Genomic DNA, 23,736 nt, shown 5'->3' with positions numbered 1-23,736 from the left:
AAGCCCTTTGGGGAGGTGACTGTCAGTGGTGGGGTGCAGACTGGCCGGTGTCCGAGACGAAGGCGTCAATGACGACGCCGCGGAGGTGATCGGCATGACCGAGGTACTGCTCGCCGTGGGCACCCGCAAGGGCCTGTTCATCGGGCGCCGGCGCGGTGGCACCTGGGAGTTCGACGAGAGTCCCTACTTCAACGCACAGGCCGTCTACTCGGTCGCCGTCGACACCCGCCGCGACACCCCGCGGCTGCTGGCCGGCGGCGACAGCTCGCACTGGGGCCCGTCGGTCTTCCACTCCGACGACCTGGGCCGGACCTGGACGGAACCGGCGCGGCCTGCCGTCAAGTTCCCGCAGGACACGGGCGCCTCGCTGGAGCGGGTGTGGCAGCTGCACCCGGCCGCCGCGGAGCCGGACGTGGTGTACGCGGGCACGGAACCGGCCGCGCTGTACCGCTCGGAGGACCGCGGGGAGAGTTTCGAGCTGGTCCGCCCGCTGTGGGAGCACCCCACGCGGTCGCGGTGGGTGCCGGGCGGCGGCGGTGAGGGGCTGCACACCGTGCTCACCGACCGGCGGGACCCCCGGGCGGTGACGGTCGCCGTCTCGACCGCGGGCGTCTTCCGCACCACCGACGGCGGCGCGAGCTGGGTGCCGTCCAACTCGGGTGTCTCCGCGGTGTTCCTGCCGGACCCGGACCCGGAGTTCGGCCAGTGCGTGCACAAGGTCGCGCGGGACGCGGCCACCCCGGACCGGCTGTATCTGCAGAACCACTGGGGGGTGTACCGCAGCGACGACGCGGGCGCCCACTGGACGGACATCGGCGAGGGGCTGCCGTCCACGTTCGGTTTCGCGGTGGCCGCCCACCCGCACCGCGGTGACACGGCGTACGTGTTCCCGATCAACGCCGACTCGGACCGGGTCCCGGCCGACCGCCGCTGCCGGGTGTTCCGCACAGCCGACGCGGGCAAGAGCTGGGAGCCGCTGACGGCGGGGCTGCCGCAGGAGGACCACTACGGCACGGTGCTGCGCGACGCGATGACCACCGACGACGCGGAGCAGGCCGGCGTGTACTTCGGCAACCGCAACGGCGAGGTGTTCGCCTCGGCCGACGACGGCGACAGCTGGCGGCAACTGGCCTCCCACCTGCCGGACGTCCTGTGCGTCCGGGCTGCGGTGGTCGGGTGACCCGCCGCCACCGGCCGAACGGCGTCACCCGGGCAACGGGGTGACGCCGGCACACCACGCCCGCGCCGGCCGGGCCGTCGCGGAGGCGCGCCCTACGGCAGGCGCCAGTCCACCGGCTCGGCTCCCTGCTGCGCCAGCAGGTCGTTGGCCCGGCTGAACGGACGGGAGCCGAAGAACCCCCGGTCCGCGGACATCGGCGAGGGGTGCGCCGACTCGATCGCCGGGTAGCCGTCGAGCAGGGGGCGCAGATTGCGCGCGTCGCGTCCCCACAGGATGGACACCAGCGGCTTGCCGCGGGCGGCGAGGGCACGGATGGCCTGCTCCGTGACCTCCTCCCAGCCCTTGCCGCGATGCGCTCCCGGCTTGCGCGGGGCCGTGGTCAGCGCCCGGTTCAGCAGCAGCACTCCCTGACGGGTCCACGGGGTCAGATCACCGTTGGAGGGCCGGGGAAGGCCCAGGTCCGTGTGCATCTCCCGGTAGATGTTCTCCAGGCTGCCCGGCAGTGACCGCACCTCCGGCGAGACCGCGAAGCTCAGGCCGATCGCCATTCCCGGTGTGGGGTAGGGGTCCTGACCGACGATCAGGACCCGTACGTCGTCGAAGGGTTGCTGGAACGCCCGCAGGACGTTCGCCCCCGACGGGAGATACGTCCGGCCCGCCGCCACCTCGGCGCGCAGGAAGTCGCCCATGCCCGCGATACGCCCGGCGACCGGGTCCAGGGCCTTCGCCCAGCCGGCTTCAACAAGTTCATGCAACGGTCGTGGTGCCACGCTGCGTCACTCTACTGGCCGACACCGACAGCCCGAACCGGCGGACCGGCCCCCGGGGGTCCACCGCGTCACCGAGCGCTACTCTTCCTCCTCATCAGTGTCGGCCGGCGGTCGGAGAGCCTGCCCGGCCGGTCGTCGGGGAGGGAGGAACGCGGTGCGTCCTGTGCCCGCCGCGGCCGCCGGTGCCGGTTTCCTGGCCGTGGACTCCGGTGGTTCCGGGCTCCGTGCCGTCGTCGGCACTGTCGGCGAGGGCGGGCGCGGCCCGCTGGGGCGGCGGGCGTCGCGGGAGCCCGTGCGCACCGGGACGCGCGGCATCGAGCCCGGACATCTGCTGCAACAGCTGGTGCCCATGGCGCGGGCGCTGACCGCGGAGACCGGCGTGGACCGGATCGGCACCGTCGTCGTCGGGGCCGCCGGGCTCGCCACCCTGGGCGACGCCCTGCGCGCGGAACTGCCGGACGCCCTGGGCCGGGAGCTGGGTGTGCGGACGGTCGCGCTCGTCGCCGACGCCGTCACCGCCTACGTGGGCGCCCTCGGCCCCCGCGCCGGAGCCGTGGTGGCCGCCGGCACGGGTCTGATCGCGGTCGGCACCGACCTGACCCGGTGGCGCCGGGCGGACGGCTGGGGACACCTGCTCGGCGACTGCGGCGGCGGCGCCTGGATCGGGCGGGCCGGCTTGGAGGCGGCGCTGCGCGCCCACGACGGGCGAGGGGATGGTTCCGCCGCGCTGCTGGCCCGCGCCGAGGAGCGGTTCGGGCCCGTCGCGGGGTTGCCCGCGGCGCTGTACCCGCGCACCGACCGTCCGGCGGTCCTCGCCTCCTTCGCGCCCGAGGTGGCCGCCTGCGCGGACGGCGACCCCGTCGCCCGGGGCATCCTGCGCGGCGCCGCCCGGCACATGGCCGACTCGGCCGCCGCGGTGTGCCCGCCGCGGGGCGAGCCCCGGATCGCGGTCACCGGCGGCCTGCTGAAGATGGGCGATCCCCTCGTCGTACCGCTTCGGGAGGAGCTGGAGAAGCGGCTGCCGCATGCGCGGCGGGTGGCGGCCGAGGGTGATCCGCTGGACGGTTCCGTGCGCATCGCGACCGATCTGGCGACCGGTTCTCTCACCCTTCCGGGTGAGGAACGGATGCTGTTCGTGACGACGGTGCCGGACGGCTGATAGCCGTCCCCCGGAGAGGGGAATCGTACCGATGTCGTCCGATCCGTACATCACTCATCAGACAAAACCGGACGGATACCGCTCACCTGCACCCTCCCCGAACAGGGAAGCCCAGGAAACCAGTAACATGCGGCGCCATGAGCTCCCCCACTGGGCCCGCGTCCGGCCTGCCAGTACGAATGCCGCGCCCCCGCCAGCCCGGGCGGCACCGCCGACCCGAGCCCCTGGTCGCTCCCGAGGGCGCGCCCGCGCTCGTCCTCGCGGTGCCGGGCACGCCCAGTAGCGCCACCCGGGGCCTCGCCGACGAGATCGTGAGCATCGCCCGCTCCGAGCTGCCCGGCATCGACGCCCGCATCGGATACCTCGACGGTGACGACGAGGAGTTCCTGTCGCTGTCGACCGTGCTGGTGCGGGCCGGGGAGGAGCGCACGGCCCGCTACGAGCAGGCGCGTGCCGCCGGCCTGGAGGTGAAGGAGCCCGAGGGCCCCGTCGCCGTCGTCGTGCCGCTGCTGGCCGGTCCGGACGGTGCGCTGCTGCGCCGGATCCGGCAGGCGGTCATGGACAGCCGGATCGCGGCCGAGCTGACCGACGTGCTCGGCCCGCACCCGCTGCTGGCCGAGGCGCTGCACGTGCGGCTCTCCGAGGCCGGTCTGGCCCGCGCCGACCGGGCCCGCCTGTTCACCGTGGCGACCGCCGCGGACGGCATCATCCTCGCCTCCGTCGGCGGCGACGAGGCCGTGCAGGCGGCCGGCATCACGGGCATGCTGCTGGCCGCGCGCCTCGCCGTGCCCGTCATGGCGGCGGCGCTGGACCAGGAGGGCTCGATCGCGTCCGTGGCCGAGCAGCTGCGTTCCTCGGGTTCGCAGCAGCTCGCGCTGGCGCCGTACCTGATCGGCCCGGAGATCGACGCGGCCCTGCTGGAGGAGGCGGCCGGGGAGGCGGGCTGCTCCACCGCCGAGCCACTCGGCCCGTACCCGGCGATCGGCAAGCTGGCGCTGGCCAAGTACACGACGGCGCTGGGCATCTCGCCGCAGCAGCCGCAGGGCACGCCGGTCCGCTAGGGCCTGTCGTGCGCCGGCCGATGCCGGCAGACCCTGGGGCGCGCGGCACCCGCGGGACCACGGCAGGTACGGACGAAGGGCCCGCTCCGGTACGGGAGCGGGCCCTTCGCCGTGCCGTACGGCGGCGGAACGTCAGCCGAAGACCACGCAGGACGCCGCGGGCACCGCGAGCGAGCCTGCGCGGCGGGGCACTCCCGTCGCCGGGTCGAGCGCGAACCAGGTGATGTCTCCGGAGCGCTCGTTGGCCGCGTAGAGGAAGCCGTCCGACACGGCGATCGCCCGTGGCCAGTGGCCGCCGCAGGGAACGGTGCCGGTGAGCCGGAGCGCGTCGGGTTCGACGGCGAAGACGGACAGCACGTCCTCCCCGCGGGTCGCGGTCCACACGAAGCGGCCGTCGGACGAGACGACGATGCCCGACGGATAGGCGTCCCCGGCCGGGGCGCCGGACAGCGCCGGAACCTCGGTGAGCGGCCGCAGCGTGCCCTCGGCGGCGTCCCACCGGCAGACGGTGACGGTCGGGGCGAGTTCGTTGGCCACGTAGGCGTGGGTGCCGTCCGGGTGGAAGGCCAGGTGCCGGGGGCCCGAGCCGGGGCGCAGCGCGATCTCCCGGTGCACGGCGAGGGCTCCGTCCGTCAGGGTGCAGACCCGCACCGAGTCGGTGCCGAGGTCCACGCTGACGGCCCACCGCCCGCTGGGGTCGGGCTGCACCTGGTGGGCGTGCGGCCCCTGCTGGCGCTGGGCGTGCGGGCCGGAGCCGGTGTGCCGGAGCACGCCGGACGCCGACCGGGCGAGGGTGCCGTCGGAGCGGACGGGCACGGCGCTGACGCTTCCGGAGCCGTAGTTGGCGGTCAGGACGTGCCCGGCGAACAGGCTGAGGTGGGTCGGTCCGTCGCCCCCGACCGGCACCGGCCGCCCGGCCGGCTCGGGCTTGTCCCCGGCGACGCGGTACGCGGCCACGGCCCCCTCGGCGGTCTCGCTGACGGCGTAGAGCGTGCCGCCGTCGGGTGCGAGGGCCAGGTAGGAGGGGTCGCGAACGCCGTTCACGCTGCTCAGGACCGTCAGTGCGCCCTCGCCGGGGGTGACGGCCGCCGTCACGATCCCGGGGCCGCCGGCCGCCGTGAACGACCCGATGAACGCCCGTCGCTGCCGCCTGCCGCCGTCCGCCACCGCTGACCCCTCTCGTCCCGTGCCCCGTCGGACACCGCATCGAGTGCCGACTGATCGTCCGCCCTGGGGCGACGGTAGCAGTCGATCACGTGCGGTCTAGACCAAACGGGTGGGGCGGTGCCTCCGCGGGGTCAGGCACCGACCAGCGGAGAGCCGGACGGGCTGCGCAGCGGCGCCGCGAGTTCGGCCAGGGCGCGTTCCAGGCCGTGCAGGTGGGCCAGCGCCGGTTCGGCGGCGAGCGGCCGTTCCTGCTGCGCGGGGACGGCTCCGCCGCCGGTGAGCGCCTCGACCGCGGTCTCCACGCGCCAGCAGGCGGCGGCCAGGCGGGCGTCGTGCGAGGCCTCCGGGTCGGCGGCGACGGCGACCAGGCCGCGGATCTCCCGGGCGCAGTCGTCGAGGAGGGCGAGCACGCGCCGGGCGCGGCGCTTGCGGCCGTGCATGGGGTTGAGCGGGTGCACGAGCGGGGCGACCGAGAGCCGGACCCGGCCGAGCAGCTGCTCCAGTTCGGCCACGCGTGGCGCCGGGTCGGCGCCCTCCGCGCCGGCGAGGCGGGCGGCGGCCTCGGCGGTGCAGGCGTGGACGCAGCGCAGGGCGCGCTGGATCCAGGCGTCGGTGACGGCGTGCGTGGTGACGGGCAGGACGAAGAGCACCGCGAGCACGGCACCGAGCGCGCCGACGCCGGTCTCGGCGATCCGCAGGGCGAGCAGCCCGGGGCTGAGGACGCCGAGGAGGCCGTAGAGCAGCTCGGCGAGCAGCGTCACGCAGAGCATCATCCAGGTGTAGGAGACCGCGGCGGTGTAGAAGATGCCGAACACGCAGGCGGCGGCGAGGACGGCCGTGGGCACCGCGGACCCGGCGACGGGGACGGCGATCAGGAAGCCGAGGCCGATGCCGACGACCGTGCCGAGCACCCGCCGGAAGCCGCGGACCAGGGTCTCGCCGCGCGAGGTGGTGTTGACGAAGACCCACCAGGTGGCGCCGACGGCCCAGTACCAGCGGTCGCCGGACACCAGCTGGCCCACGACCAGCGCGAAGCCCGCGCCGACCGTGGCCTGGACGGCCTGGCGGGTGGTGATGCGGGCGAGGCCGGTGCCAGCGGGCGGGGCGGGCACGGCGGCCGGGGGCAGGCGGCGCTCGTAGCACCACAGGCCGAAGCGGACGGCGGCGGCGGTGACCACGGACAGCAGGACGGCGGCGTACATCTCGGGCAGCCGGTCCACGGTCGCGTGCAGGAACTGGGCGATGAAGAAGGTCATGAACGCGAACACGCCGAGGCTGTGACCGCGCGGGCCCCAGCGCCGGGCGTACACGCCCGCGCCGACCACGGCGAGGAAGGCGAGGTCGCGGGCCACGGGGTGGCCGTGCAGTCCGGCCGCGGCGGTCAGCACGGGCAGCCCCACCACCGGCAGCAGCGCGGTGGTGACCGCCTGGCCGCGCACGGTGGCGTCGGTGACGGTGAACAGGGCGAGCAGCGCGGCGAGCCCGCCGATGACGGCGCCCACGAGGGAGATGCCTGCCAGGCCGCAGACCACGACGGCCAGGCCGATGCCGACGACGGCCCGCGCGGCGAAGCGCAGCCGCGCCCGCCCCGGATCCGGGCTCACGAACACCCTCTTCAGCACTGACTACCGCCCCCTCGCACACTGGCCCGCACATCACTGGCATGAAAAAGGCGCCGCGGGATCCGCAGCGCCATCGACGCCTCCATATCAGCATCCTTTCCACCAGTGGCTCAACTGCCGCTCGCGTGACTGGGCCATTGGTACAGTGATCACGGCACTTCCACGGCCACCGAAGAGCCATTGGCCGACGAGAGGAACCAGGACGCCATGGCCGTCGACGAACTCGACACCCGCATCCTGCGGCTGCTGCTGGAGCAGCCGCGCACCAGCGTGCGCGAGTACGCCCGCCTTCTCGGGGTCGCCCGCGGGACGCTCCAGGCCCGGCTGGACCGCCTGGAGCGCGACGGCGTGATCACCGGTACCGCGCCGTCCCTCTCCCCCGCCGCGCTGGGCCATCCCGTACTCGCGTTCGTGCACATCGAGGTCACCCAGGGCCACCTGGACGACGTGGGCGAGGCGCTGGCCGCCGTGCCGGAGATCGTCGAGGCCTTCTCCATCACGGGCGGCGGCGACCTCCTGACCCGGGTGGTGGCCCGGGACAACGCGCACCTGGAGGACGTCGTCCAGAAGCTGATCAGCCTGCCCGGCGTGGTCCGCACCCGCAGCGAGGTCGCCCTGCGCGAGCGCGTCCCGCACCGGCTGCTGCCACTGGTGGAGTCGATCGGGCGCACGGCGCGGAAATGAGTCTTGGCATCCTGGACCCATGAGCACTCTCGGTGACATCTCGGTCGTCTTCGACCTCGACGGAACGCTCGTGGACAGCGAGCCGAACTACTACGAGGCGGGCCGGTGGACCCTGGCCGAGTACGGCGTGCCGGACTTCACCTGGGCCGACCACGAGGAGTACGTGGGCATCAGCACCCAGGAGACGGTCGCCGACTGGAAGCGGCGGTACGGCCTGCGGGCCCCCGTCGAGGAACTGCTCGCCGCCAAGAACCGCCGCTACCTGGAACTGGCCCGCACCTCCACGCGTGCGTACCCCGAGATGCGGAAGTTCGTCGAGCTGCTCGCGGGCGAGGGGGTGCCGCTGGCCGTGGCGTCGGGCTCCTCACCGCAGGCCATCGAGGCGATCCTCTCCTGCACCGGCCTGGACGCATATCTGCGCACCGTGGTCTCGGCCGACGAGGTCGCGCACGGCAAGCCGGCCCCCGACGTCTTCCTGGAGGCAGCCCGCCGGCTCGGTGCGTCCCCGGCCGGCTGCGTGGTCCTGGAGGACGCCGCCCCGGGGGCCGCCGCGGCGCACGCCGCCGGCATGCGCTGCATCGCCGTCCCGTACGTCGCCGCACAGGCCGACGCCCCGGAGTTCGCCACCGCCGGGCTGCTGCTGCGTGGCGGGCAGGCGGAGTTCACCGCGCGGGCGGCGTACGACTGGCTCACGCACGAGGCGCGGGCCTGCTGACCGTACTCGTCAGTACCGTTGACGCTCCTTTTCCCCTTGCCTATCTTCTGGGCGACGTTTCGAACGTCGGTCGGTATTTCGAACGATCGCGGGCGGCACGCCCCCAGGTGACAACCGAAGAAACGAGGAGCACATGGCAGCGCCCCTCTCCCGGCGGACCCTTCTGCTGGCCACCGCGATCGCCGCGGCGACGCCCGGTGCGGCGCACGCGGCGAGCGGCCGGTCCGGCGGCGCTCCCCCGGCCCCGGCCGCGCTCGCGGGCCCCACGGCACCGGCGACCTGGTCCGTACGGCCGTTCGGGCTGGAGGACGTGACGCTCGGCAAGGGGATCTTCGACGACAAGCGGCGGCTGATGCTGGAGCACGCCCGCGGTTACGACGTGAACCGGCTGCTCCAGGTGTTCCGCGCCAACGCCGGCCTCTCCACCCTCGGCGCGGTCGCCCCCGGCGGCTGGGAGGGGCTGGACGGCGAGGCCAACGGCAATCTGCGCGGCCACTACACCGGCCACTTCCTGACCATGCTGTCCCAGGCGTACCGCGGCACCGGGGAGCGGCTGTTCGCCGAGCGGATCGGCACCATGGTCGGTGCGCTGACCGAGGTGCGCGAAGCCCTGCGGCACGACCCCGCCGTGCTGAGCACGGACGGACGTTTCGGCACCGCCGCGGAGCACGTGCGCGGCTCCTACCAGTACGTCGACCTGCCCGCCGGCGTCCTCGCCGACACCCCCGCGATCACCCTCGCCGCCTGGGTGCGGCCCGCCCACGCCGGCGACTGGGCCCGGGTCCTCGACTTCGGCGACGACACCCACCGCTACCTCTACCTCGCCGCCCGCAACGCCGCCGGGGTGCCGCGCTTCGCCATCACCGGCAGCGGCGCCGCGGGAGAGCAGAGCCTCGACGGCACGGCCGCGCTGCCGCTGAACGAGTGGAGCCACCTGGCCGTGACCCTCGCGGACGGCACCGGCACCCTCTACGTCGACGGCACCGCCGTGGCCCGCAACACGGGCATGACCCTGACGCCGGCGGCCCTCGGCCCGCTCGCCCATCACTGGCTCGGCCGTTCGCACTACGCCACCGACCCGGTGTTCGCGGGCGCCTTCGAGGAGTTCAACCTCTGGTCGCGTGCCCTGAGCGCCGCCGAGATCGCCGCCCTGCAGGGCAGCCGCGCGGCCGACACCCCGGCCGGCCGGGGCGACCTCGCGTCGTTCGCCTTCGACGAGACCGGCGGCGGCACCTTCGCGGACGCGTCGGGACGGGGCCTGACCGCCACGCTGCGCCGCACCTGGGGCGGGCCCAGCCACCCGGGGTTCCTCGCGGCGTACCCGGAGACCCAGTTCATCCAGCTGGAGTCGATGACCGACAGCGACTACACCAAGGTCTGGGCGCCGTACTACACCGCGCACAAGATCCTCCGCGGCCTGCTGGACGCCCACCTCGCCACCGGCGACGACCGGGCCCTGGACCTCGCGTCCGGCATGGGCGACTGGATGCACTCCAGACTGTCGAAGCTGCCCGCCGCCACGCTGCAACGCATGTGGGGCATCTTCTCCAGCGGGGAGTTCGGCGGCATCGTCGAGGCGGTCTGCGATCTGCACGCCCTCACCGCAAGGGCCGAACACCTCGCGCTGGCCCGGCTGTTCGACCTCGACCGGCTGATCGACGCCTGCGCCGCGAACACCGACGTCCTCGACGGACTGCACGCCAACCAGCACATCCCGATCTTCACCGGTCTGGTGCGGCTGTACGACGAGACCGGCGAGGAGCGCTACCTCACCGCGGCGAGGAACTTCTGGCGCATGGTCGTACCGCACCGCATGTACGCCATCGGCGGCACCAGCACCGGCGAGTTCTGGAAGGCCCGGGACGTGATCGCGGGCACGATCGGCGCCACCACGGCGGAGAGCTGCTGCGCCTACAACATGCTCAAGCTGAGCCGGGCCCTGTTCTTCCACGACCAGGATCCGGCGTACATGGACTACTACGAGCGGGCGCTGTACAACCAGGTGCTCGGCTCGAAGCAGGACGAGCCGGACGCCGAGAAGCCCCTCGTCACCTACTTCATCGGGCTGACGCCCGGGCATGTGCGGGACTACACGCCCAAGCAGGGCACGACGTGCTGCGAGGGCACGGGGATGGAGAGCGCCACCAAGTACCAGGACTCGGTGTACTTCGCCGCGGCCGACGGCAGCGCCCTGTACGTCAACCTCTACAGCCCTTCCACGCTGACCTGGGCGGAGAAGGGCGTCACCGTCACACAGACCACGGACTACCCCCGCGAGCAGGGCAGCACCCTGACGCTCGGCGGGGGCAGCGCCTCCTTCGCGCTGCGGCTGCGCGTGCCGTCCTGGGCCACCTCGGGCTTCCGGGTCACCGTCAACGGCCGTGCCGGTACCGGGGAACGCCACGCCGGGCAGCTACTTCACCGTGTCCCGGACCTGGCGCCGGGGCGACACCGTGCGCGTCGGCATCCCCTTCCGGCTGCGGGTGGAGAGGGCCCTCGACGACCCGTCGCTGCAGGCCCTGTTCCACGGCCCCGTCAACCTGGTCGCCCGCAGCGCCGCCACCGGCCGTCCGGACGTCGGGCTGTACCGCAACGCGGCGCTCTCCGGCGACCTGCTGCCCACCCTGACCCCCGTGCCCGGCAAGCCGCTCCACTACACGCTGGACGGCATCGAGTGGGCCCCGTTCGCCGAGGGGACCGAGGACCCGACGCACGCGTACGTGCGCCGCTCGGAACCCCGGGTCGTCCTGGGCGGCACCGACGCGGGCGTCGCCAACCCGGCGAAGGAGGACGGCACCACGCTGCTCGACGAGATCTGGGCCGCGGCCCCGTTCCGCGGCAAGGGCGCCCTGGTGGCGCACGTACGGTCGACGGTGGACGCCTGGGTGGGCGCCGGGCTGCTCGGGCGCGACGAGGGCGAGCGGGTGGTGGGGACCGCGCGGAAGGCGTCGTACGTGAGGTGACCGAGGCCGGCGAGAGACAGAACACATCGCCGCGTGCGGGGTTTTTGCCCGCAGCGGTGATCAGACCCCCGTCCGCATCCGTACCTCCTGGTGTCCGAGCCTGTCGTCGCCCCAGGAGGCACGATGCGCATCACGCGCACCACGGCAGGGACGGCCTTCGTGGCCGGTTCCCTGGTCCTCACCCTCACCGCGCTCGCCTACCCGACCATGCTCGGGGTGCAGAACGCGGGCAGCGACCAGGCCCGCGTCGTCACCGAGACGCGGTACGGGCCGCTCACCGAGGCCGACCGGGACTTCGTGGTGAAGGTCCGTGCCGCCGGGCTGTGGGAGCACCCCCTCGGGTTGCTGGCCATGGAGCGGGGGACGACACCGGAGATGAAGGAGGCCGGTGAGCACCTGGTGGCCGGTCACTCGCGGCTCGACGCGACGTGCCGCCGGATCGCTCCCGAGCTGGGCATCACCCTGCCCAACCTGGCGTCCCCGCAGCAGCAGCAGTTCGTGACGACCGTGAACGGGACCACGGGCAAGCAGTTCGACACCACCGCGGTCAACATCATGCGCATCACGCACGGCCAGATCTTCCCGGCGATCGCCAAGATCCGCGCCAACACCAAGAACTCCCTGGTGCGGCAGCTGGCCGACCAGGCCAACGACACCGTCCTGGATCACATCACGGTGCTGGAGAAGACCGGCCTGGTCAACTTCGACCAGGTCAACTTCCAGCAGTCGGCCCCGCCGGACCTGCCCAAGGCGCAGCTCACGCCACCGGCTCCGCAGCCGGGCGAGCCGGTGCTGTCCCTCACCGAGCCGCCCGGACTGGACGTCGACACGACCGCTCCGACGCCCGCTCCGACGGTCCGCTGAGGCCGGCGGGCGTCGCCCTCGTCACCGGCGGCTCACCTGCCGCGGGGTTTGCCTCGCCGGCCGCCGCCCTTGGCACTGCCGCCGGAGCCGCGCCGTGCGCCGCCGGCCTGCTTCCCGGCGCCCGGCTTCCTCGCCGCCGGTTTGCGCCGCGCCGGCGCCGTGGCGGTGCGCTCGTCCTTCGTCTGTGCCGGGGCGGAACGCCGGCCCCGGGTGCTGTTGACGGTCCTGCCGCGGACGATCCCGATGAACTCCTCCACCAGGTCGGTGTGCGCGTCCTCGGGCCACGACAGTGCCACGCCCGATCCGGGGGCGTCGGTGACCGGCCGGTACGTGAGGTCCTTGCGGTGGTGCAGGCGGGCCAGCGACAGGGGGACGACGAGGACGCCGATGCCGGCCGCCACCAGCTCGACGGCGTCCGCGGTGGTGGCCGGGCGCTCCAGCGCGGGCCGGCCGGGCGGCCGCTCCCAGCCGAGCACGTCGTCGAGGGGGTGCAGCACGATCTCGTCGGCCAGGTCCTCGACGGTCACCTCGTCGGCCGCGGTCACCAGGTGGTCCTTGGGGATCACCACGACCGTGGTCTCGGTGTAGAGGGGGATCGCGCTGAGCACGGCCCGGTCGACGGGCAAGCGCACCAGTCCGGCGTCCGCGTCGCCGCCCAGCAGCGCCCCGCCCGCCTCGGCGGGGGAGACCTGGGTCAGGGAGAGCGGAACGTCCGGCAGCCGCTCGTTCCAGATGCGCACCCATTTGTCGGGCGTCACCCCCGGGACGTACGCGAGCCGGAACGAGGGGGGTTCTTCCGAGCCTGTCACCCGGCCAGGTTACCGGGCGTGGTCAGGAGCCGCTCACACGCTCGATACCCTTGACATCATGACGTCGCACCAGAACACCCAGACCATGAAGCCCGCGACCGCGGCGAAGAAGCTGGGTGTGTACCTCGAGGCCACACCCGCCGAGTTCCGGGAGGGCGTCGTCACGCGCGCCGAGCTGAACGCGCTGCAGGCCGATCCGCCGGAGTGGCTGCGCGAGCTGCGGCGCGAGGGGCCGCACCCGCGGCCGGTGGTGGCGGCCAAGCTGGGCGTGTCCATCGCGGGCCTGCGCCGTGGCGGGGTCGACGAGCCGCTGACCACGGCGCAGATCGACGCGCTGAAGCAGGAGCGTCCCGAGTGGCTGGAGCGGGAGCAGGCCGTGCAGGCCGACGTCCGCAAGGAGGCCGCCCGCGTGAAGGAACTCCACGCGGAGCGCGCCGCGCGCGCCGAACGCGGCTGACCGCCCGGGGGCACGGTCCCCCGGCTCAGCCCTCGGCCTTCTGCTCCGTCAGGCTCCACGCGTACTGCAGCCAGTCCGACAGCGCGACGGCGCTCAGCCCCGCGCTCAGCATGCGGCCGGTCCTGGGCGCGACCGCGTAGGTCCCGACCAGCCCGCCGGCCACCCAGGCCGAGGTGCAGAACGGGCAGGACACCAGGTCGCCGACGGCGCGGCGCAATCCGCCGCCGCGCGGGGCGTCCATCACCTCGTTGGCCTCGCTGTCGCGTTCCCGGCGGGTGAACGGCGCCCGTACGAAGCTGGTGACCTTGTCCTTGGTCAGCAGCCGGGACGCCTTGAACGTCGCCGTCCCCAGCAGGGCCACGTCCCAGGGCGGGACGGTGTCGGGCAGTCGGACCCCACGACGCCACGCCACCGCGGCGAGCGTTCCGACAGCGGCCGCGAAGGTCGTCGCGAGCGTCGCGTATCCCGCGAGGGGGGTGTCGTCGTCGGCGCCGTAGCGCTGCTCACCGTCCGTCATGAATGCCTTCCTTTCGGGCGACGCCGCCGGGGGCCGCCTCGTCGACCGGGACCGAGTGCCCTGTTCCGGCCGCCTGCAACGCGTGAGGGGTGGCGCCGCGTCGGACGCGGACGCGGGCGCCGCCGTGAGCCCGTCGCGGGCGCCGCCGTCGGCCTGTCGGGGGGCCGCTCGTCAGCTCGTCGCTGGGCCGCCGAAGAGGTCCGCGCAGTCGGCCGGGAGCGCCTCCCGGAGGCCGTCGGCGCGGTCGCCGGGCACCGCTTCGGCGAGGGTGGAGAGCACCGCGCCCGCGTCCCACTCCGCGGTGCGCGGCCGGGCTCCGGTCTGCTGTGCCACGCGCCGCAGGAACTCCTCACGGCCGAAGGACTCGGGGCGTCCCCGTTCCGGCCGCAGCGCGTCGTCCAGGGGCGCCGGCAGGTGCGCGGCCAGGGCCGCGGCCTCCTCCGGCGCGATCCGGGACGCGATCACCCACAGCACGGCCGTGGTGACCTGTTCGGCCTCTTCCGCGCTGTGGTACTCCCCGCGGTCACGGACCAGGGTCAGGAATTCGTCGAGCCGCACGACGCCGCCTCCTTCCGCCGGTTCTCGCCCGGGCCCGGGTGCCCCCGGCCGGGGCGGGGGAAACGGACGCCGGCCCATCGGACGGCCTCCCGCGGCGCAGCCCGGCTCACCGGCGTGCGCGCAACGCGTCGGCGACGTCGGTCACCCGGGTCACGGCGTCGGCGTCGTCCCGGAACAGCGCGCGTCCGGCGGCGATCCGCTCCCGGCGGGCCGGGCCCGGGGCGGTCAGCCGCCGCAGCGCCCCGAGCAGCGCGGCGTCGTCCTCGGCCACCTCCGACACGCCGAGCGCTGCCATCCGGCGGACGCCGTCCGCGCCGTGGCCGGGGATCGGCCGGTGCCCCACGACCGGCAGTCCGGCGGCCAGTGCCTGGACGGCGGTCTGGCCGGCCGCGTTGTCCACCAGGGCGCGCGCGGCGTGCAGCAGACCGGGCATGTCCGTCACCCAGCCGAGGACGACCACGCCCGGGACGGCGGACAGCTCACGGCGCAGCCGCGCGTTGTCTCCGCAGAGCACGACCGGAAGGAAGCCGTGTTCCGCCAGCAGCCGGACGGTGGCTCCCAGACGCGATCCGACCCCCCAGGCACCGGACGACACCACGACGGAGGGCCGCCCGGGGCCGTGCCGGCCGAACAGCCGGCGCCACTCGTCCGCTCCGGGCGGGTCGGCGAAGAACTCGGGGGCCACCACCGGGCCGCAGGCCCCGGCGGGCGTGCCGGTGCTCCGCCGCACCTCGCGCGCCGCGTCCTGCGTGAGGCACAGACAGTGGTCGTTGCCGGGATGGAGCCACTGCCGGTGGACGACGAAGTCGATCACCAGCACGACGCTGGGCACGGGCAGCCGGCCGCGGGCGCGCAGATGGCCGGTCAGCTGGGCACCGAGGTGGAAGACGGGGACCACCACGTCCGCGCCCGTGCGGTCGGCCAGCTCCCGCAGCCGGGCGCCGGCGAGCCGGGCCAGCGGCGTTCCACTGGGCCGGCGCCCGCCACCGGGGCGCAGGAACAGGCGGTACAGGGCGGCGTACGCCCAGGGGAAGTGCCGTACCGACCCGCGGTAGAAGAGCCGCAGGGCGGGGCCGAGACCGTACGGCAGAAGGGCGAGGACGTCGACGACCACGGCCTCGCCACCGCGTTCGCGGATCCGGCGGGCCAGTTCGGCGGCGACCGTGTCGTGCCCGGCGCCCATGCTCGCGCTGATCAGCAGCAGACGTCTGGTGTCCTGCGGGGCACGCGGGGGCGCGGTCCGGCGGGACGCGGATGAGCTGGGAGGATGCACGGCGGTTCAAGTTGCCCGCCCAATGGGTTCCAAACCATGACACAAGCGAGCGTTTCGGACCTCCCGCCAGGGATACTCCATGACCGCCCGTCCGGCCGGACACCGGGGCCCCCGACCAGCCGGTCGGGTCGTCTCCGGAGCCCGCCCCGAGCCAAGGTGGTCCCCATGGTCGATGCGTTCTCCCGCACCCGGTCCGCCCCCGGACCGCGGATCGCCGCACCCGGCGCGGACTGCGCGAAGCCCCGGCCGCCCGTGGGCGAGCGGGATGTGCGGACGCGCACGGCGCTCGTGACCGGGGCCTCCTCCGGCATCGGCGCGGCCGTCGCCCGGCGGCTGGCCGACGGGGGCGACTGGCGACTGGTGCTCAGCGGGCGCGACCCGTCGCGGCTGCGCGAGGTGGCGGAGTCCGCGTCGGCCACCGCCTTCGCGGCGGACCTCACCCTGCCCGGCGCCGACCGGCAGCTCGCCGACTTCGCGCTGGCCACGGTGGGTCGCGTGGACCTCCTGGTGGCGGGGGCCGGAATCGGCTGGGCCGGCGAGTTCCGCGACATGCCGCCGCACGCCATCGACGAGGTCTTCGACATCGACGTCCTGGCCACACTGCGGCTGGTGCGGCTGCTGCTGCCGGGCATGATCGAGGCGGGCTCGGGGCGGGTGGTGCTCATCGGATCGCTGGCCGGCTGCGTGGGGGTGCGCGACGAGGCCGTGTACTCCGCCGCGAAGGCCGCGCTGGGCGCCTTCGCCGACGCCCTGCGGTACGAGGTACGGGGCACGGGGGTCGGGGTGACCCATGTGGTGCCCGGTGTCGTCGACACCCCCTTCTTCGAACGCCGCGGTGCGCCCTACCGGCGGTCCAGGCCGCGGCCGGTGCCACCGGAGCGGGTCGCCGACGCGGTGCACAGGGCCGTGGTCCGGGGCCGGGACGAGGTGTACGTGCCCGGCTGGCTGCGGTTGCCGTGCCGGGTCCGGGGCGCGGCGCCCGGACTGTACCGACGGATGGCCTCCCGGTTCGGATGAGCGGGAGCTCGCCGCGGTGAGTGTCCTCACCGTCGTCCTCGCCCTGTTCGCGGCGCTGTCCAACGCTGCGGCGTCGGTGCTGCAGCGCCGGGCCGCGGCACAGGACGAGGACCGGGCCGGTGCCGTCCACACGGTGGTGCGCTCGCTGCTGCGGCTGATCCGCGACCCGTACTGGGTGGGCGGCGCGGCGCTGCTCGCCCTGACGACGGTGCTGCAGGCGGCCGCGCTGGCGGTGGGCAGCCTGGCCGTCGTCCAGCCGCTGATGGCGACCGAGCTGCTGTTCACGCTGGTCGTCGGCAGCATGATCTTCCACCGGCGTCCCGACCTGCGGACCTGGCTGGCGTTCGTGGCGCTGGCCGCCGGGCTGGCCCTGTTCCTCGGTGCCGCGTCCCCGTCGGCCGGGCACGACACCGCGACCCCGGGCCGCTGGCCCTGGGCGCTCCTGGCGCTGTTCTGCGTGGTGACGGGTTTCGCCGCCGCCGGCCGGCTGGTGCACGGAGCGCCCCGTGCCGCCCTGTTCGGGTCGGCGTCCGCGGTGGCGTTCGGCGGTACGGCGGCCCTGCTGAAGGAGGTCACCGGGCGGTTCCCGCAGGGGGCGGGCGCCGTGCTGACGCAGTGGCCCTTGTACGCCACGGGAGTCGTCGGCGTCGTCAGTTTCCTGCTTCTGCAGAGCGCGCTGCGGGCGGGGACCCTCGCCGCGTCGCAGCCCGCGCTCACCCTCGGGGACGCGCTGACCAGCGTCGGCCTCGGCTGGGGCCTGTTCGCGGAGGAGATCGCCCTCGGGGTGCGGGTGCTGCCCGAGCTGATCGGGGTGGCGCTGATCGGTCTCGGCAGTGTGGGACTGGCCCGGGCGCCGTCGGTGCACGGCGCCTGGGACACCGCACCGGCGGCGCGCGACGGGCCGGGGGGAGGGCGGCGGCGACAGGAGCAGCAGAAATCGTGACCGCCGGTACTTCCGGCACACCATGAACGTGACGTCCGGCGACAGGAGTGAGGCGGATGCGGCACAGGACCGGGGCCGGGCGGGTGGCGTACGCCGTCGCGCCGGCGGTCGTCGTGCCGGTGACGGCCGCGCTGGCCCACATCGGCCCGGCCGCGACCTGGCTGCCGGATCTGCGCCGCCGCTGGTTCCCCGCGCTGGCCGGACAGGGCCGTCCCGACCACGTCGCCCTCACCTTCGACGACGGCCCCGACCCGGCGTCCACGCCCCGCTTCCTCGAGGCGCTGGACGTGCTCGGCGTGCGGGCGACGTTCTTCGTGCTGGGCGAGAACGTCGTACGGCATCCCGCGACGGCCCGTGAGCTGGTCCGGCGAGGTCACGAACTCGCCGTCCACGGCTGGTCGCACGACCGGCCCTGGCTGCCGTCGCCGGCGCGGGACGCGCGCGAGCTGCTGCGGGCCGTCACCTCGGTGGCCGAGGTCACCGGCCGCGCACCGCGCTGGTACCGGCCGCCCTACGGCATCCTCACCTCCGGCCGCTGGGCCGCCGCCCGGCGGGCCGGACTGCGCCCGGTGCTGTGGACGGCGTGGGGCAAGGACTGGCGGCACGACGCCACGCCCGCCTCCGTGCGGGCCACCGTGGCGGCGGACCTGCGCCCGGGCGGCACGATCCTCCTGCATGACACCGACCACGCGTCCGCCCCGGGCAGCTGGCGGGCTGCCCTCGGGGCCCTCCCGGACCTCGTCGCCGACTGCCGCACGGCGGGCCTCACGGTGGGTCCGCTGGCCGCGCACGGGGTGGGCTGGGCTCGGCGCGACGGGTCGGGGGCGGCATCGTTCCGGCCATCGTCGCCGGGATGGTCGTAGCGCCATGGAGCACGGTGTCGGCCCCGTCCGCGCAGGAGCCCGATGCGTCCTCTCCCCCGTGGGTGCCGCGCGAGTACGCCGTGATCGCCGACGGTGAGCGCGGCGCGGCGCCGGTTCCCCTGGGCCCGGATCGGGTGGCCGTGGGCACCGCGCCGGCACGACGGCGCGGTGTCCTCCGCGCTCGTCGGCACGCGACGATGCTGGAGTCCTGGTCCGCCCGGCCGGCGTGCCGACCCTGCCCCGAGCCCTTCGCGTTCCCGCCCCGAGCCGTCAGGCGGCGGCCCCGGACAGGTCCCGGTGGATCGGCGCCGCCCCGCCGGTCAGCGGCAGGCCGGTGCCGCCGCGCCGGGCGGCGACGATCTCCGCCGCGATGGACAGGGCCGTCTCCTCGGGGGTGCGGGCGCCGAGGTCCAGGCCGATGGGCGACCGCAGCCGGGCCAGCTCGTGCTCGCCCAGACCGGCTTCGCGCAGGCGCCGCTCCCGGTCCTCGTGGGTGCGCCGCGAGCCCATCGCGCCGACGTACGCGACCGGCATCCGCAGGGCCTCGGTCAGCAGCGGTACGTCGAACTTGGCGTCGTGGGTGAGGACGCACAGCACCGTGCGCCCGTCGGTCGGCGTGCCCCGCAGATAGCGGTGCGGCCAGTCGACGACGACCTCGTCGGCCTCGGGGAAGCGGGCCCGCGTCGCGAAGACGGGCCGGGCGTCGCACACGGTCACGTGGTGGCCGAGGAACTTGCCGGCGCGCACCAGTGCCGCGGCGAAGTCGACCGCGCCGAAGACGATCATGCGGGGCGGCGGCACCCGTGACTCGACGAGCAGCGTGAGCCCGCCGGGGCAGTGCGAACCGTCCTCCGACAGGCCGACGGTGCCGGTGCGCCCCGCGTCCAGCAGCGCCCGGGTCTCGGTCACCGCGGTGCGGTCCAGCTCGGGGTGGCCGCCGAGTCCGCCCTCGTAGGAGCCGTCGGCGCGGACGAGCAGCGCCCGCCCGAGGAGCCCGGCCGGGCCCCGGACGACCCGGGCGAGGGCGGCCGGCTCGTCCCGGACGGCGGCCGACAGCGCCGCCCGGAACACCGCCCGCGAGGGTGAGTCGGCACCGACCGGGGTGATCAGCACGTCGATGACCCCGCCGCAGGTCAGCCCGACCGCGAAGGCGTCCTCGTCGCTGTAGCCGAAGCGTTCGCGCACCGTCTCGCCGTCGCGCAGGGCAGCGGTGCACAGGTCGTACACCGCGCCTTCCACGCAGCCGCCGGAGACCGAGCCGAGCGCCGTGCCCTCGCTGTCGACGGCGAGGGCGGCGCCGGGTCCGCGCGGTGCGCTGCCGCCGACGGAGACGACGGTGGCGACGGCGAACTCCCGGCCCTCCTCGATCCAGCGGTGCAGCTCACCGGCGATGTCAAGCATCCGCCGCTCCCCCGTCCGCGGGCGCCGCTCCCGCCAGCACGCGGTCGGGCCGGATCGGCAGGTGGCGGTGGCGGACGCCCGTCGCGTGCCGGACGGCGTTGGCGACGGCCGCGGCGGCGCCCACGATACCGATCTCGCCGACGCCCTTGATGCCGACCGGGTCGTCGGGGTCGGGGTCGTCCACCCAGTCCGCCTCGATGTCCGGGACGTCGGCGTGCGTGGCGACGTGATAGCCGGCGAGGTCGGGGCCGTAGAGGCCGCCGGTTATCCGGTCCCGGACCGCTTCCTCGTGCAGGGCCATGGAGATGCCCCAGACCATGCCGCCGACGAGCTGGTTGCGGGCGGTGAGCGGGTTGACGATCCGGCCCGCGGCGAAGATGCCGAGCATGCGGCGCACCCGCACCTCGCCGGTGGTGGTGTCCACGGCGACCTCGGCGAACTGCGCCCCGAAGGAGTGCCGTTCCTTCTGCGCGAGGGCACCGAGGGCGGCGGTGGTGTCGGAGCGCACGGTGATGCCCTCGGGCGGGACGTCGGTGCCGAGGGCGAGCCGCTCGCGCAGCTCCGCGGCGGCGGCCGTGATCGCCCAGGCCCAGGAGCGGGTGCCCATGGAGCCGCCGGCGATCATCGCCGGTCCGAAGTCGCTGTCCCCGATGCGGACGCGGACCCTGTCCGGCGTGACGTCCAGCGCGTCGGCGGCGATCAGGGTGAGGGCGGTACGGGCGCCGGTGCCGATGTCGGCGGCGGCGATCCGCACCGTGAAGGTGCCGTCGGCCTCCGCGGTCACCAGGGCCGTGGAGGGCCCGGCGCCGGCGGGGAAGGAGGCGGCGGCCGTGCCGGTGCCCAGCAGCCAGCGTCCGTCACGGCGTACGCCGGGGCGCGGGTCGCGGTCGGCCCAGCCGAACCTGCGGGCGCCCTCGCGGAAGCAGGCGGCGAGGTTGCGGCTGCTGAACGGGTGCCCGGAGACCGGGCCCACCTCGGGCTCGTTGCGCAGGCGCAGCTCGATCGGGTCGACGCCGCAGCGCTCGGCGAGTTCGTCGAGCGCCGACTCGATCGCGAACGACCCCGGTGCCTCGCCCGGCGCCCGCATGTAGGTCGGGGACGGCACGTCGAGGCGTGCGACGTGGTTGACGGTGCGGTGGGCCTCGGCGTCGTACATCACCCGGGCCACGCCGGCGCCGGGCTCGACGAACTCGTACACCGTGGACGTCTGGTTCAGCGAGCGGTGCTCCAGCGCGCGGAGCCGGCCGTCGGCGTCGGCGCCGAGCCTGACGCGCTGGGCGGTGGGGCTGCGGTACCCGGCCAGCGAGAACATCTGACGCCGGGTCATGACGACGCGCACCGGCCGCTGGAGGACGGTCGCGGCCATCACGGCGGACACCTGGTGGGCGCGCAGGCCCTTGCTGCCGAAGCCGCCGCCGATGTGCTCCGAACGCACCCGCACCGCGGACTCGTCCAGGGAGAACATCTTCGCGAGTTCGCTCTGCACCCAGGTGGTGCCCTGGTTGGAGTCGACGACCTCGAGCCGTCCGCCGTCCCAGAGCGCGGTCGCCGCGTGCGGCTCCATCATGCTGTGGTGCTCTTCGGGGGTGGTGTACTCGGCGTCCACGACGACGGCGGACGCGGCGAGGGCGGCGTCCAGGTCGCCCTTCTCCGTCTCCGCGGGCATGTGCCCGCCCACGGGGTGGGCGTCGGGGTGGTCGGCGCGCAGGACGGTGTCGTGCGGCTCCTCGTCGTACGTCACGGCGAGGGCCTCGGCGGCCTCCCGGGCCTGCTCGGGCGTCTCGGCGACGACGAGGGCGACGGGCCATCCGGCGTGCGGCACCCGGTCGTGCTGGAAGACGGCGGCGGTCGGGTCCGGGACGCCCAGCATGCCGACGTACTCGGTGTCGAGGCGCGGGGCGTTGCCGTGGTGCAGGACGGCCAGCACGCCCGGCATCGCGAGGACGGCGTCCGTGTCGAGGGAGCGGATGCGGCCACGCGTGACGGTGGACAGCACCAGCCAGCCGTGGGCGAGGTCGGCGAAGGGGATCTCACCGGCGTAGCGGGCCGCTCCGGTGACCTTGTCGCGGCCCTCCACGCGGGTGTGCGCGGTGCCGACGGCGCCCTGCACCGGCGTACGGCCGGTCGTGGCGGTGGTCATCGGGTGGCCTCCTCGGCGAGTTCGGTGAGCACGGCGATCACGAGGTTGCGCATGAGGGTCACCTTGTACGCGTTGTCGGGCAGGGGCCTCGCCGCTGCCAGTTCGGCGTCCGCGGCGGCGGCGAAGGTGTCGCCGTCGGCGGGTGCTCCGGTCAGCACGGCCTCGGCCGCGCGGGCCCGCCAGGGGCGGGAGGCGACGGCGCCGAGGGCCAGCCGTGCCTCGCGGACGACGCCGTCCTCGATGTCGAGCGCGGCGGCGACGGACCCGATCGCGAAGGCGTACGAGGCGCGTTCGCGGACCTTGCGGTAGCGGGAGCGGGCGCCGGGGGCGGGCGGCAGGGTGACGCCGGTGATCAGCGCGCCGGGCGGCAGGGCGGTCTCCCGGTGCGGGGTGTCGCCGACGGGGAGGTAGAAGTCGGCGAGCGGCAGCTCTCCCGGTCCGTCGGCCGTTTCGTACGTGACGACGGCGTCGAAGGCGGTGAGGGCGACGCCCATGTCGGAGGGGTGCACGGCCACGCAGTGGTCGGAGGCGCCCAGCACGGCGTGGTTGTGGTGCTCGCCGGTGATCGCGGGGCAACCGCTGCCGGGGACGCGCTTGTTGCACGGCTTGCTGACGTCGGTGAAGTAGCCGCAGCGGGTGCGCTGGAGCAGGTTCCCGCCGACGGTGGCCATGTTGCGCAGCTGCCCGGAGGCACCGGCCAGGACGGCCTGGGTCAACGCCGGGTAGCGGCGGCGGACTTCGGGGTGCGCGGCGAGGTCGCTGTTGGTGACGGTCGCGCCGATGCGCAGGCCGCCGTCAGCGGTCGGTTCGATGCCGTCCAGGGGGAGTTCGCGGACGTCGACGAGCAGGGCGGGCCGTTCGACGCCGGTCTTCATCAGGTCGACGAGGTTGGTGCCGCCGCCGAGGAAACGGGCGTCCGGGTCGGCGGCGAGCAGCGCCACGGCTCCGGAGACGTTGTCGGCGCGCTGGTAGCCGAACTCCCTCATACGGCGGCCTCCTCGGCGTTGTCCGCCCCGGTCGTCCCGTGGACCTCGGCGGCGCGGGCGACGGCCTGGACGATCGAGACGTAGGCGCCGCAGCGGCACAGGTTGCCGCTCATCCGCTCACGGATCTCGTCGGGCGTCAGAGGTGGCGGTCCGGCCTCGGGCCGCACGTCGTCGGTGACGGCGCTCGGCCACCCGGCGGCGTGCTCCTCGATGACGGCGACGGCCGAGCAGATCTGGCCCGGCGTGCAGTAGCCGCACTGGTAGCCGTCGAGGTCGAGGAAGGCCTGCTGCACCGGATGCAGCCGGTCGCCCTCGGCCATGCCTTCGATGGTGGTGATCTCGCGCCCCTCGGCCGCGACGGCGAGGTTGAGGCAGGAGACGGCGCGACGTCCGTCGACCAGGACGGTGCAGGCGCCGCACTGCCCCTGGTCGCAGCCCTTCTTGGTACCGGTCAGGTCGAGGCGCTCGCGCAGGGCGTCGAGCAGGGTGGTGCGGTGGTCGACGGTCAGCTGGTGCTTCTCGCCGTTGATGTTCAGGGTGATGGCACTGGACGTCGACGAGGGCGCTGGGGCCATGGTCAGCCTTCT

21 protein-coding genes and 1 pseudogene are annotated in these 23,736 nt (G+C 74.8%); 11 read left to right on the top strand and 11 right to left on the bottom strand.

The genetic code is table 11. From position 1 onward, the window contains the following. Window positions 1–25: 25 nt before the first annotated feature. Window positions 26–1,180 carry a WD40/YVTN/BNR-like repeat-containing protein gene (locus IEZ05_RS18960; protein WP_189231323.1) on the top strand — a complete coding sequence of 385 codons (1,155 nt, stop codon included), beginning with the start codon at window positions 26–28 and terminating at the stop codon, window positions 1,178–1,180. A gap of 92 nt (window positions 1,181–1,272) precedes the next feature. Here IEZ05_RS18960 and IEZ05_RS18955 read toward each other — a convergent pair whose 3' ends face one another. Then, window positions 1,273–1,950, bottom strand: coding sequence for a uracil-DNA glycosylase (locus tag IEZ05_RS18955; protein ID WP_189231322.1), 678 nt, complete (start codon window positions 1,948–1,950; stop codon window positions 1,273–1,275). A 154-nt stretch (window positions 1,951–2,104) separates the two neighbouring features. Between IEZ05_RS18955 and IEZ05_RS18950 the strand changes: the two genes are divergently transcribed. Then, window positions 2,105–3,109, top strand: a complete 1,005-nt coding sequence (locus IEZ05_RS18950) for an N-acetylglucosamine kinase (RefSeq protein WP_229869752.1) — start codon at window positions 2,105–2,107, stop codon at window positions 3,107–3,109. Window positions 3,110–3,246: 137 nt separating this feature from the next. Further along, a complete protein-coding gene (locus IEZ05_RS18945) occupies window positions 3,247–4,170 on the top strand; it encodes a sirohydrochlorin chelatase (RefSeq protein ID WP_189231321.1) in 924 nt (307 codons plus the stop codon). Window positions 4,171–4,302: 132 nt separating this feature from the next. On the opposite strand, the gene IEZ05_RS18940 is transcribed toward IEZ05_RS18945, so the two are convergent. Beyond that, window positions 4,303–5,337 (bottom strand): lactonase family protein, encoded by a 1,035-nt coding sequence (locus IEZ05_RS18940; RefSeq protein WP_189231320.1) that lies wholly within the window; start codon window positions 5,335–5,337, stop codon window positions 4,303–4,305. Between the two features lie 131 nt (window positions 5,338–5,468). Beyond that, window positions 5,469–6,959 (bottom strand): FUSC family protein, encoded by a 1,491-nt coding sequence (locus tag IEZ05_RS18935; protein ID WP_189231319.1) that lies wholly within the window; start codon window positions 6,957–6,959, stop codon window positions 5,469–5,471. Window positions 6,960–7,166: 207 nt separating this feature from the next. Here IEZ05_RS18935 and IEZ05_RS18930 point away from each other — a divergent pair, with 207 nt between their 5' ends. The 4 genes and pseudogenes from IEZ05_RS18930 to IEZ05_RS18915 all read left to right on the top strand — a co-directional run bounded on the left by IEZ05_RS18930 (window position 7,167) and on the right by IEZ05_RS18915 (window position 12,185). Beyond that, window positions 7,167–7,643, top strand: a complete 477-nt coding sequence (locus IEZ05_RS18930; RefSeq protein WP_189231450.1) for an Lrp/AsnC family transcriptional regulator — start codon at window positions 7,167–7,169, stop codon at window positions 7,641–7,643. A gap of 19 nt (window positions 7,644–7,662) precedes the next feature. Then, on the top strand, window positions 7,663–8,358 hold the full coding sequence (locus IEZ05_RS18925) for an HAD family hydrolase (protein ID WP_189231318.1): 696 nt from the start codon (window positions 7,663–7,665) through the stop codon (window positions 8,356–8,358). Between the two features lie 133 nt (window positions 8,359–8,491). Further along, window positions 8,492–11,321 (top strand): annotated as a pseudogene (locus tag IEZ05_RS18920) (beta-L-arabinofuranosidase domain-containing protein). Window positions 11,322–11,444: 123 nt separating this feature from the next. Further along, window positions 11,445–12,185, top strand: coding sequence for a DUF4142 domain-containing protein (locus IEZ05_RS18915; RefSeq protein WP_189231317.1), 741 nt, complete (start codon window positions 11,445–11,447; stop codon window positions 12,183–12,185). A gap of 32 nt (window positions 12,186–12,217) precedes the next feature. Here IEZ05_RS18915 and IEZ05_RS18910 read toward each other — a convergent pair whose 3' ends face one another. Next, entirely contained in the window at window positions 12,218–12,994 is a 777-nt protein-coding gene (locus IEZ05_RS18910) for a LysR family substrate-binding domain-containing protein (protein WP_189231316.1), read from the bottom strand. A 58-nt stretch (window positions 12,995–13,052) separates the two neighbouring features. Between IEZ05_RS18910 and IEZ05_RS18905 the strand changes: the two genes are divergently transcribed. After that, window positions 13,053–13,451: a DUF5997 family protein gene (locus IEZ05_RS18905; protein ID WP_189231315.1), complete on the top strand. Its 399-nt coding sequence runs from the start codon at window positions 13,053–13,055 to the stop codon at window positions 13,449–13,451. Window positions 13,452–13,476: 25 nt separating this feature from the next. Here the strand turns inward: IEZ05_RS18905 and IEZ05_RS18900 are convergent, their stop codons facing one another. From IEZ05_RS18900 to IEZ05_RS18890, 3 genes are all read right to left on the bottom strand, one after another. Then, window positions 13,477–13,968: a DUF1360 domain-containing protein gene (locus IEZ05_RS18900; RefSeq protein ID WP_189231314.1), complete on the bottom strand. Its 492-nt coding sequence runs from the start codon at window positions 13,966–13,968 to the stop codon at window positions 13,477–13,479. Window positions 13,969–14,139: 171 nt separating this feature from the next. Continuing rightward, window positions 14,140–14,526, bottom strand: coding sequence for a DUF2267 domain-containing protein (locus IEZ05_RS18895; RefSeq protein WP_189231313.1), 387 nt, complete (start codon window positions 14,524–14,526; stop codon window positions 14,140–14,142). A 106-nt stretch (window positions 14,527–14,632) separates the two neighbouring features. Then, a complete protein-coding gene (locus IEZ05_RS18890) occupies window positions 14,633–15,709 on the bottom strand; it encodes an MGDG synthase family glycosyltransferase (protein WP_189231449.1) in 1,077 nt (358 codons plus the stop codon). Window positions 15,710–15,964: 255 nt separating this feature from the next. Here IEZ05_RS18890 and IEZ05_RS18885 point away from each other — a divergent pair, with 255 nt between their 5' ends. Genes IEZ05_RS18885 through IEZ05_RS18875 form a run of 3 tightly spaced genes read left to right on the top strand, consistent with a single transcriptional unit; the run spans window position 15,965 to window position 18,622 of the window. Next, on the top strand, window positions 15,965–16,816 hold the full coding sequence (locus tag IEZ05_RS18885) for an SDR family NAD(P)-dependent oxidoreductase (RefSeq protein WP_189231312.1): 852 nt from the start codon (window positions 15,965–15,967) through the stop codon (window positions 16,814–16,816). 16 nt (window positions 16,817–16,832) lie between these two features. Next, entirely contained in the window at window positions 16,833–17,759 is a 927-nt protein-coding gene (locus tag IEZ05_RS18880; RefSeq protein ID WP_189231311.1) for a DMT family transporter, read from the top strand. 56 nt (window positions 17,760–17,815) lie between these two features. Beyond that, complete coding sequence (locus tag IEZ05_RS18875) at window positions 17,816–18,622, top strand: polysaccharide deacetylase family protein (RefSeq protein WP_189231310.1); 807 nt, start codon at window positions 17,816–17,818, stop codon at window positions 18,620–18,622. Between the two features lie 270 nt (window positions 18,623–18,892). Here the strand turns inward: IEZ05_RS18875 and IEZ05_RS18870 are convergent, their stop codons facing one another. From IEZ05_RS18870 to IEZ05_RS18855, 4 genes are read right to left on the bottom strand one after another with little or no spacing between them, the layout of a single operon-like run. After that, a complete protein-coding gene (locus tag IEZ05_RS18870) occupies window positions 18,893–20,023 on the bottom strand; it encodes an XdhC family protein (protein WP_189231309.1) in 1,131 nt (376 codons plus the stop codon). After that, window positions 20,016–22,163, bottom strand: a complete 2,148-nt coding sequence (locus tag IEZ05_RS18865) for a xanthine dehydrogenase family protein molybdopterin-binding subunit (protein ID WP_189231308.1) — start codon at window positions 22,161–22,163, stop codon at window positions 20,016–20,018. The genes IEZ05_RS18870 and IEZ05_RS18865 overlap by 8 nt, the downstream gene beginning before the upstream one ends. Beyond that, window positions 22,160–23,149 (bottom strand): FAD binding domain-containing protein, encoded by a 990-nt coding sequence (locus IEZ05_RS18860; protein ID WP_189231307.1) that lies wholly within the window; start codon window positions 23,147–23,149, stop codon window positions 22,160–22,162. The genes IEZ05_RS18865 and IEZ05_RS18860 overlap by 4 nt, the downstream gene beginning before the upstream one ends. Next, on the bottom strand, window positions 23,146–23,724 hold the full coding sequence (locus IEZ05_RS18855) for a 2Fe-2S iron-sulfur cluster-binding protein (protein ID WP_189231306.1): 579 nt from the start codon (window positions 23,722–23,724) through the stop codon (window positions 23,146–23,148). The genes IEZ05_RS18860 and IEZ05_RS18855 overlap by 4 nt, the downstream gene beginning before the upstream one ends. Between the last annotated feature and the right edge of the window lie 12 nt (window positions 23,725–23,736).

The organism is Streptomyces flaveolus, assembly GCF_014648815.1.
GTDB lineage: Bacteria > Actinomycetota > Actinomycetes > Streptomycetales > Streptomycetaceae > Streptomyces > Streptomyces flaveolus.
The sequence above is the reverse complement of the archived record's forward strand: the minus strand, read 5'-3'. Positions and strand labels throughout refer to the sequence as shown.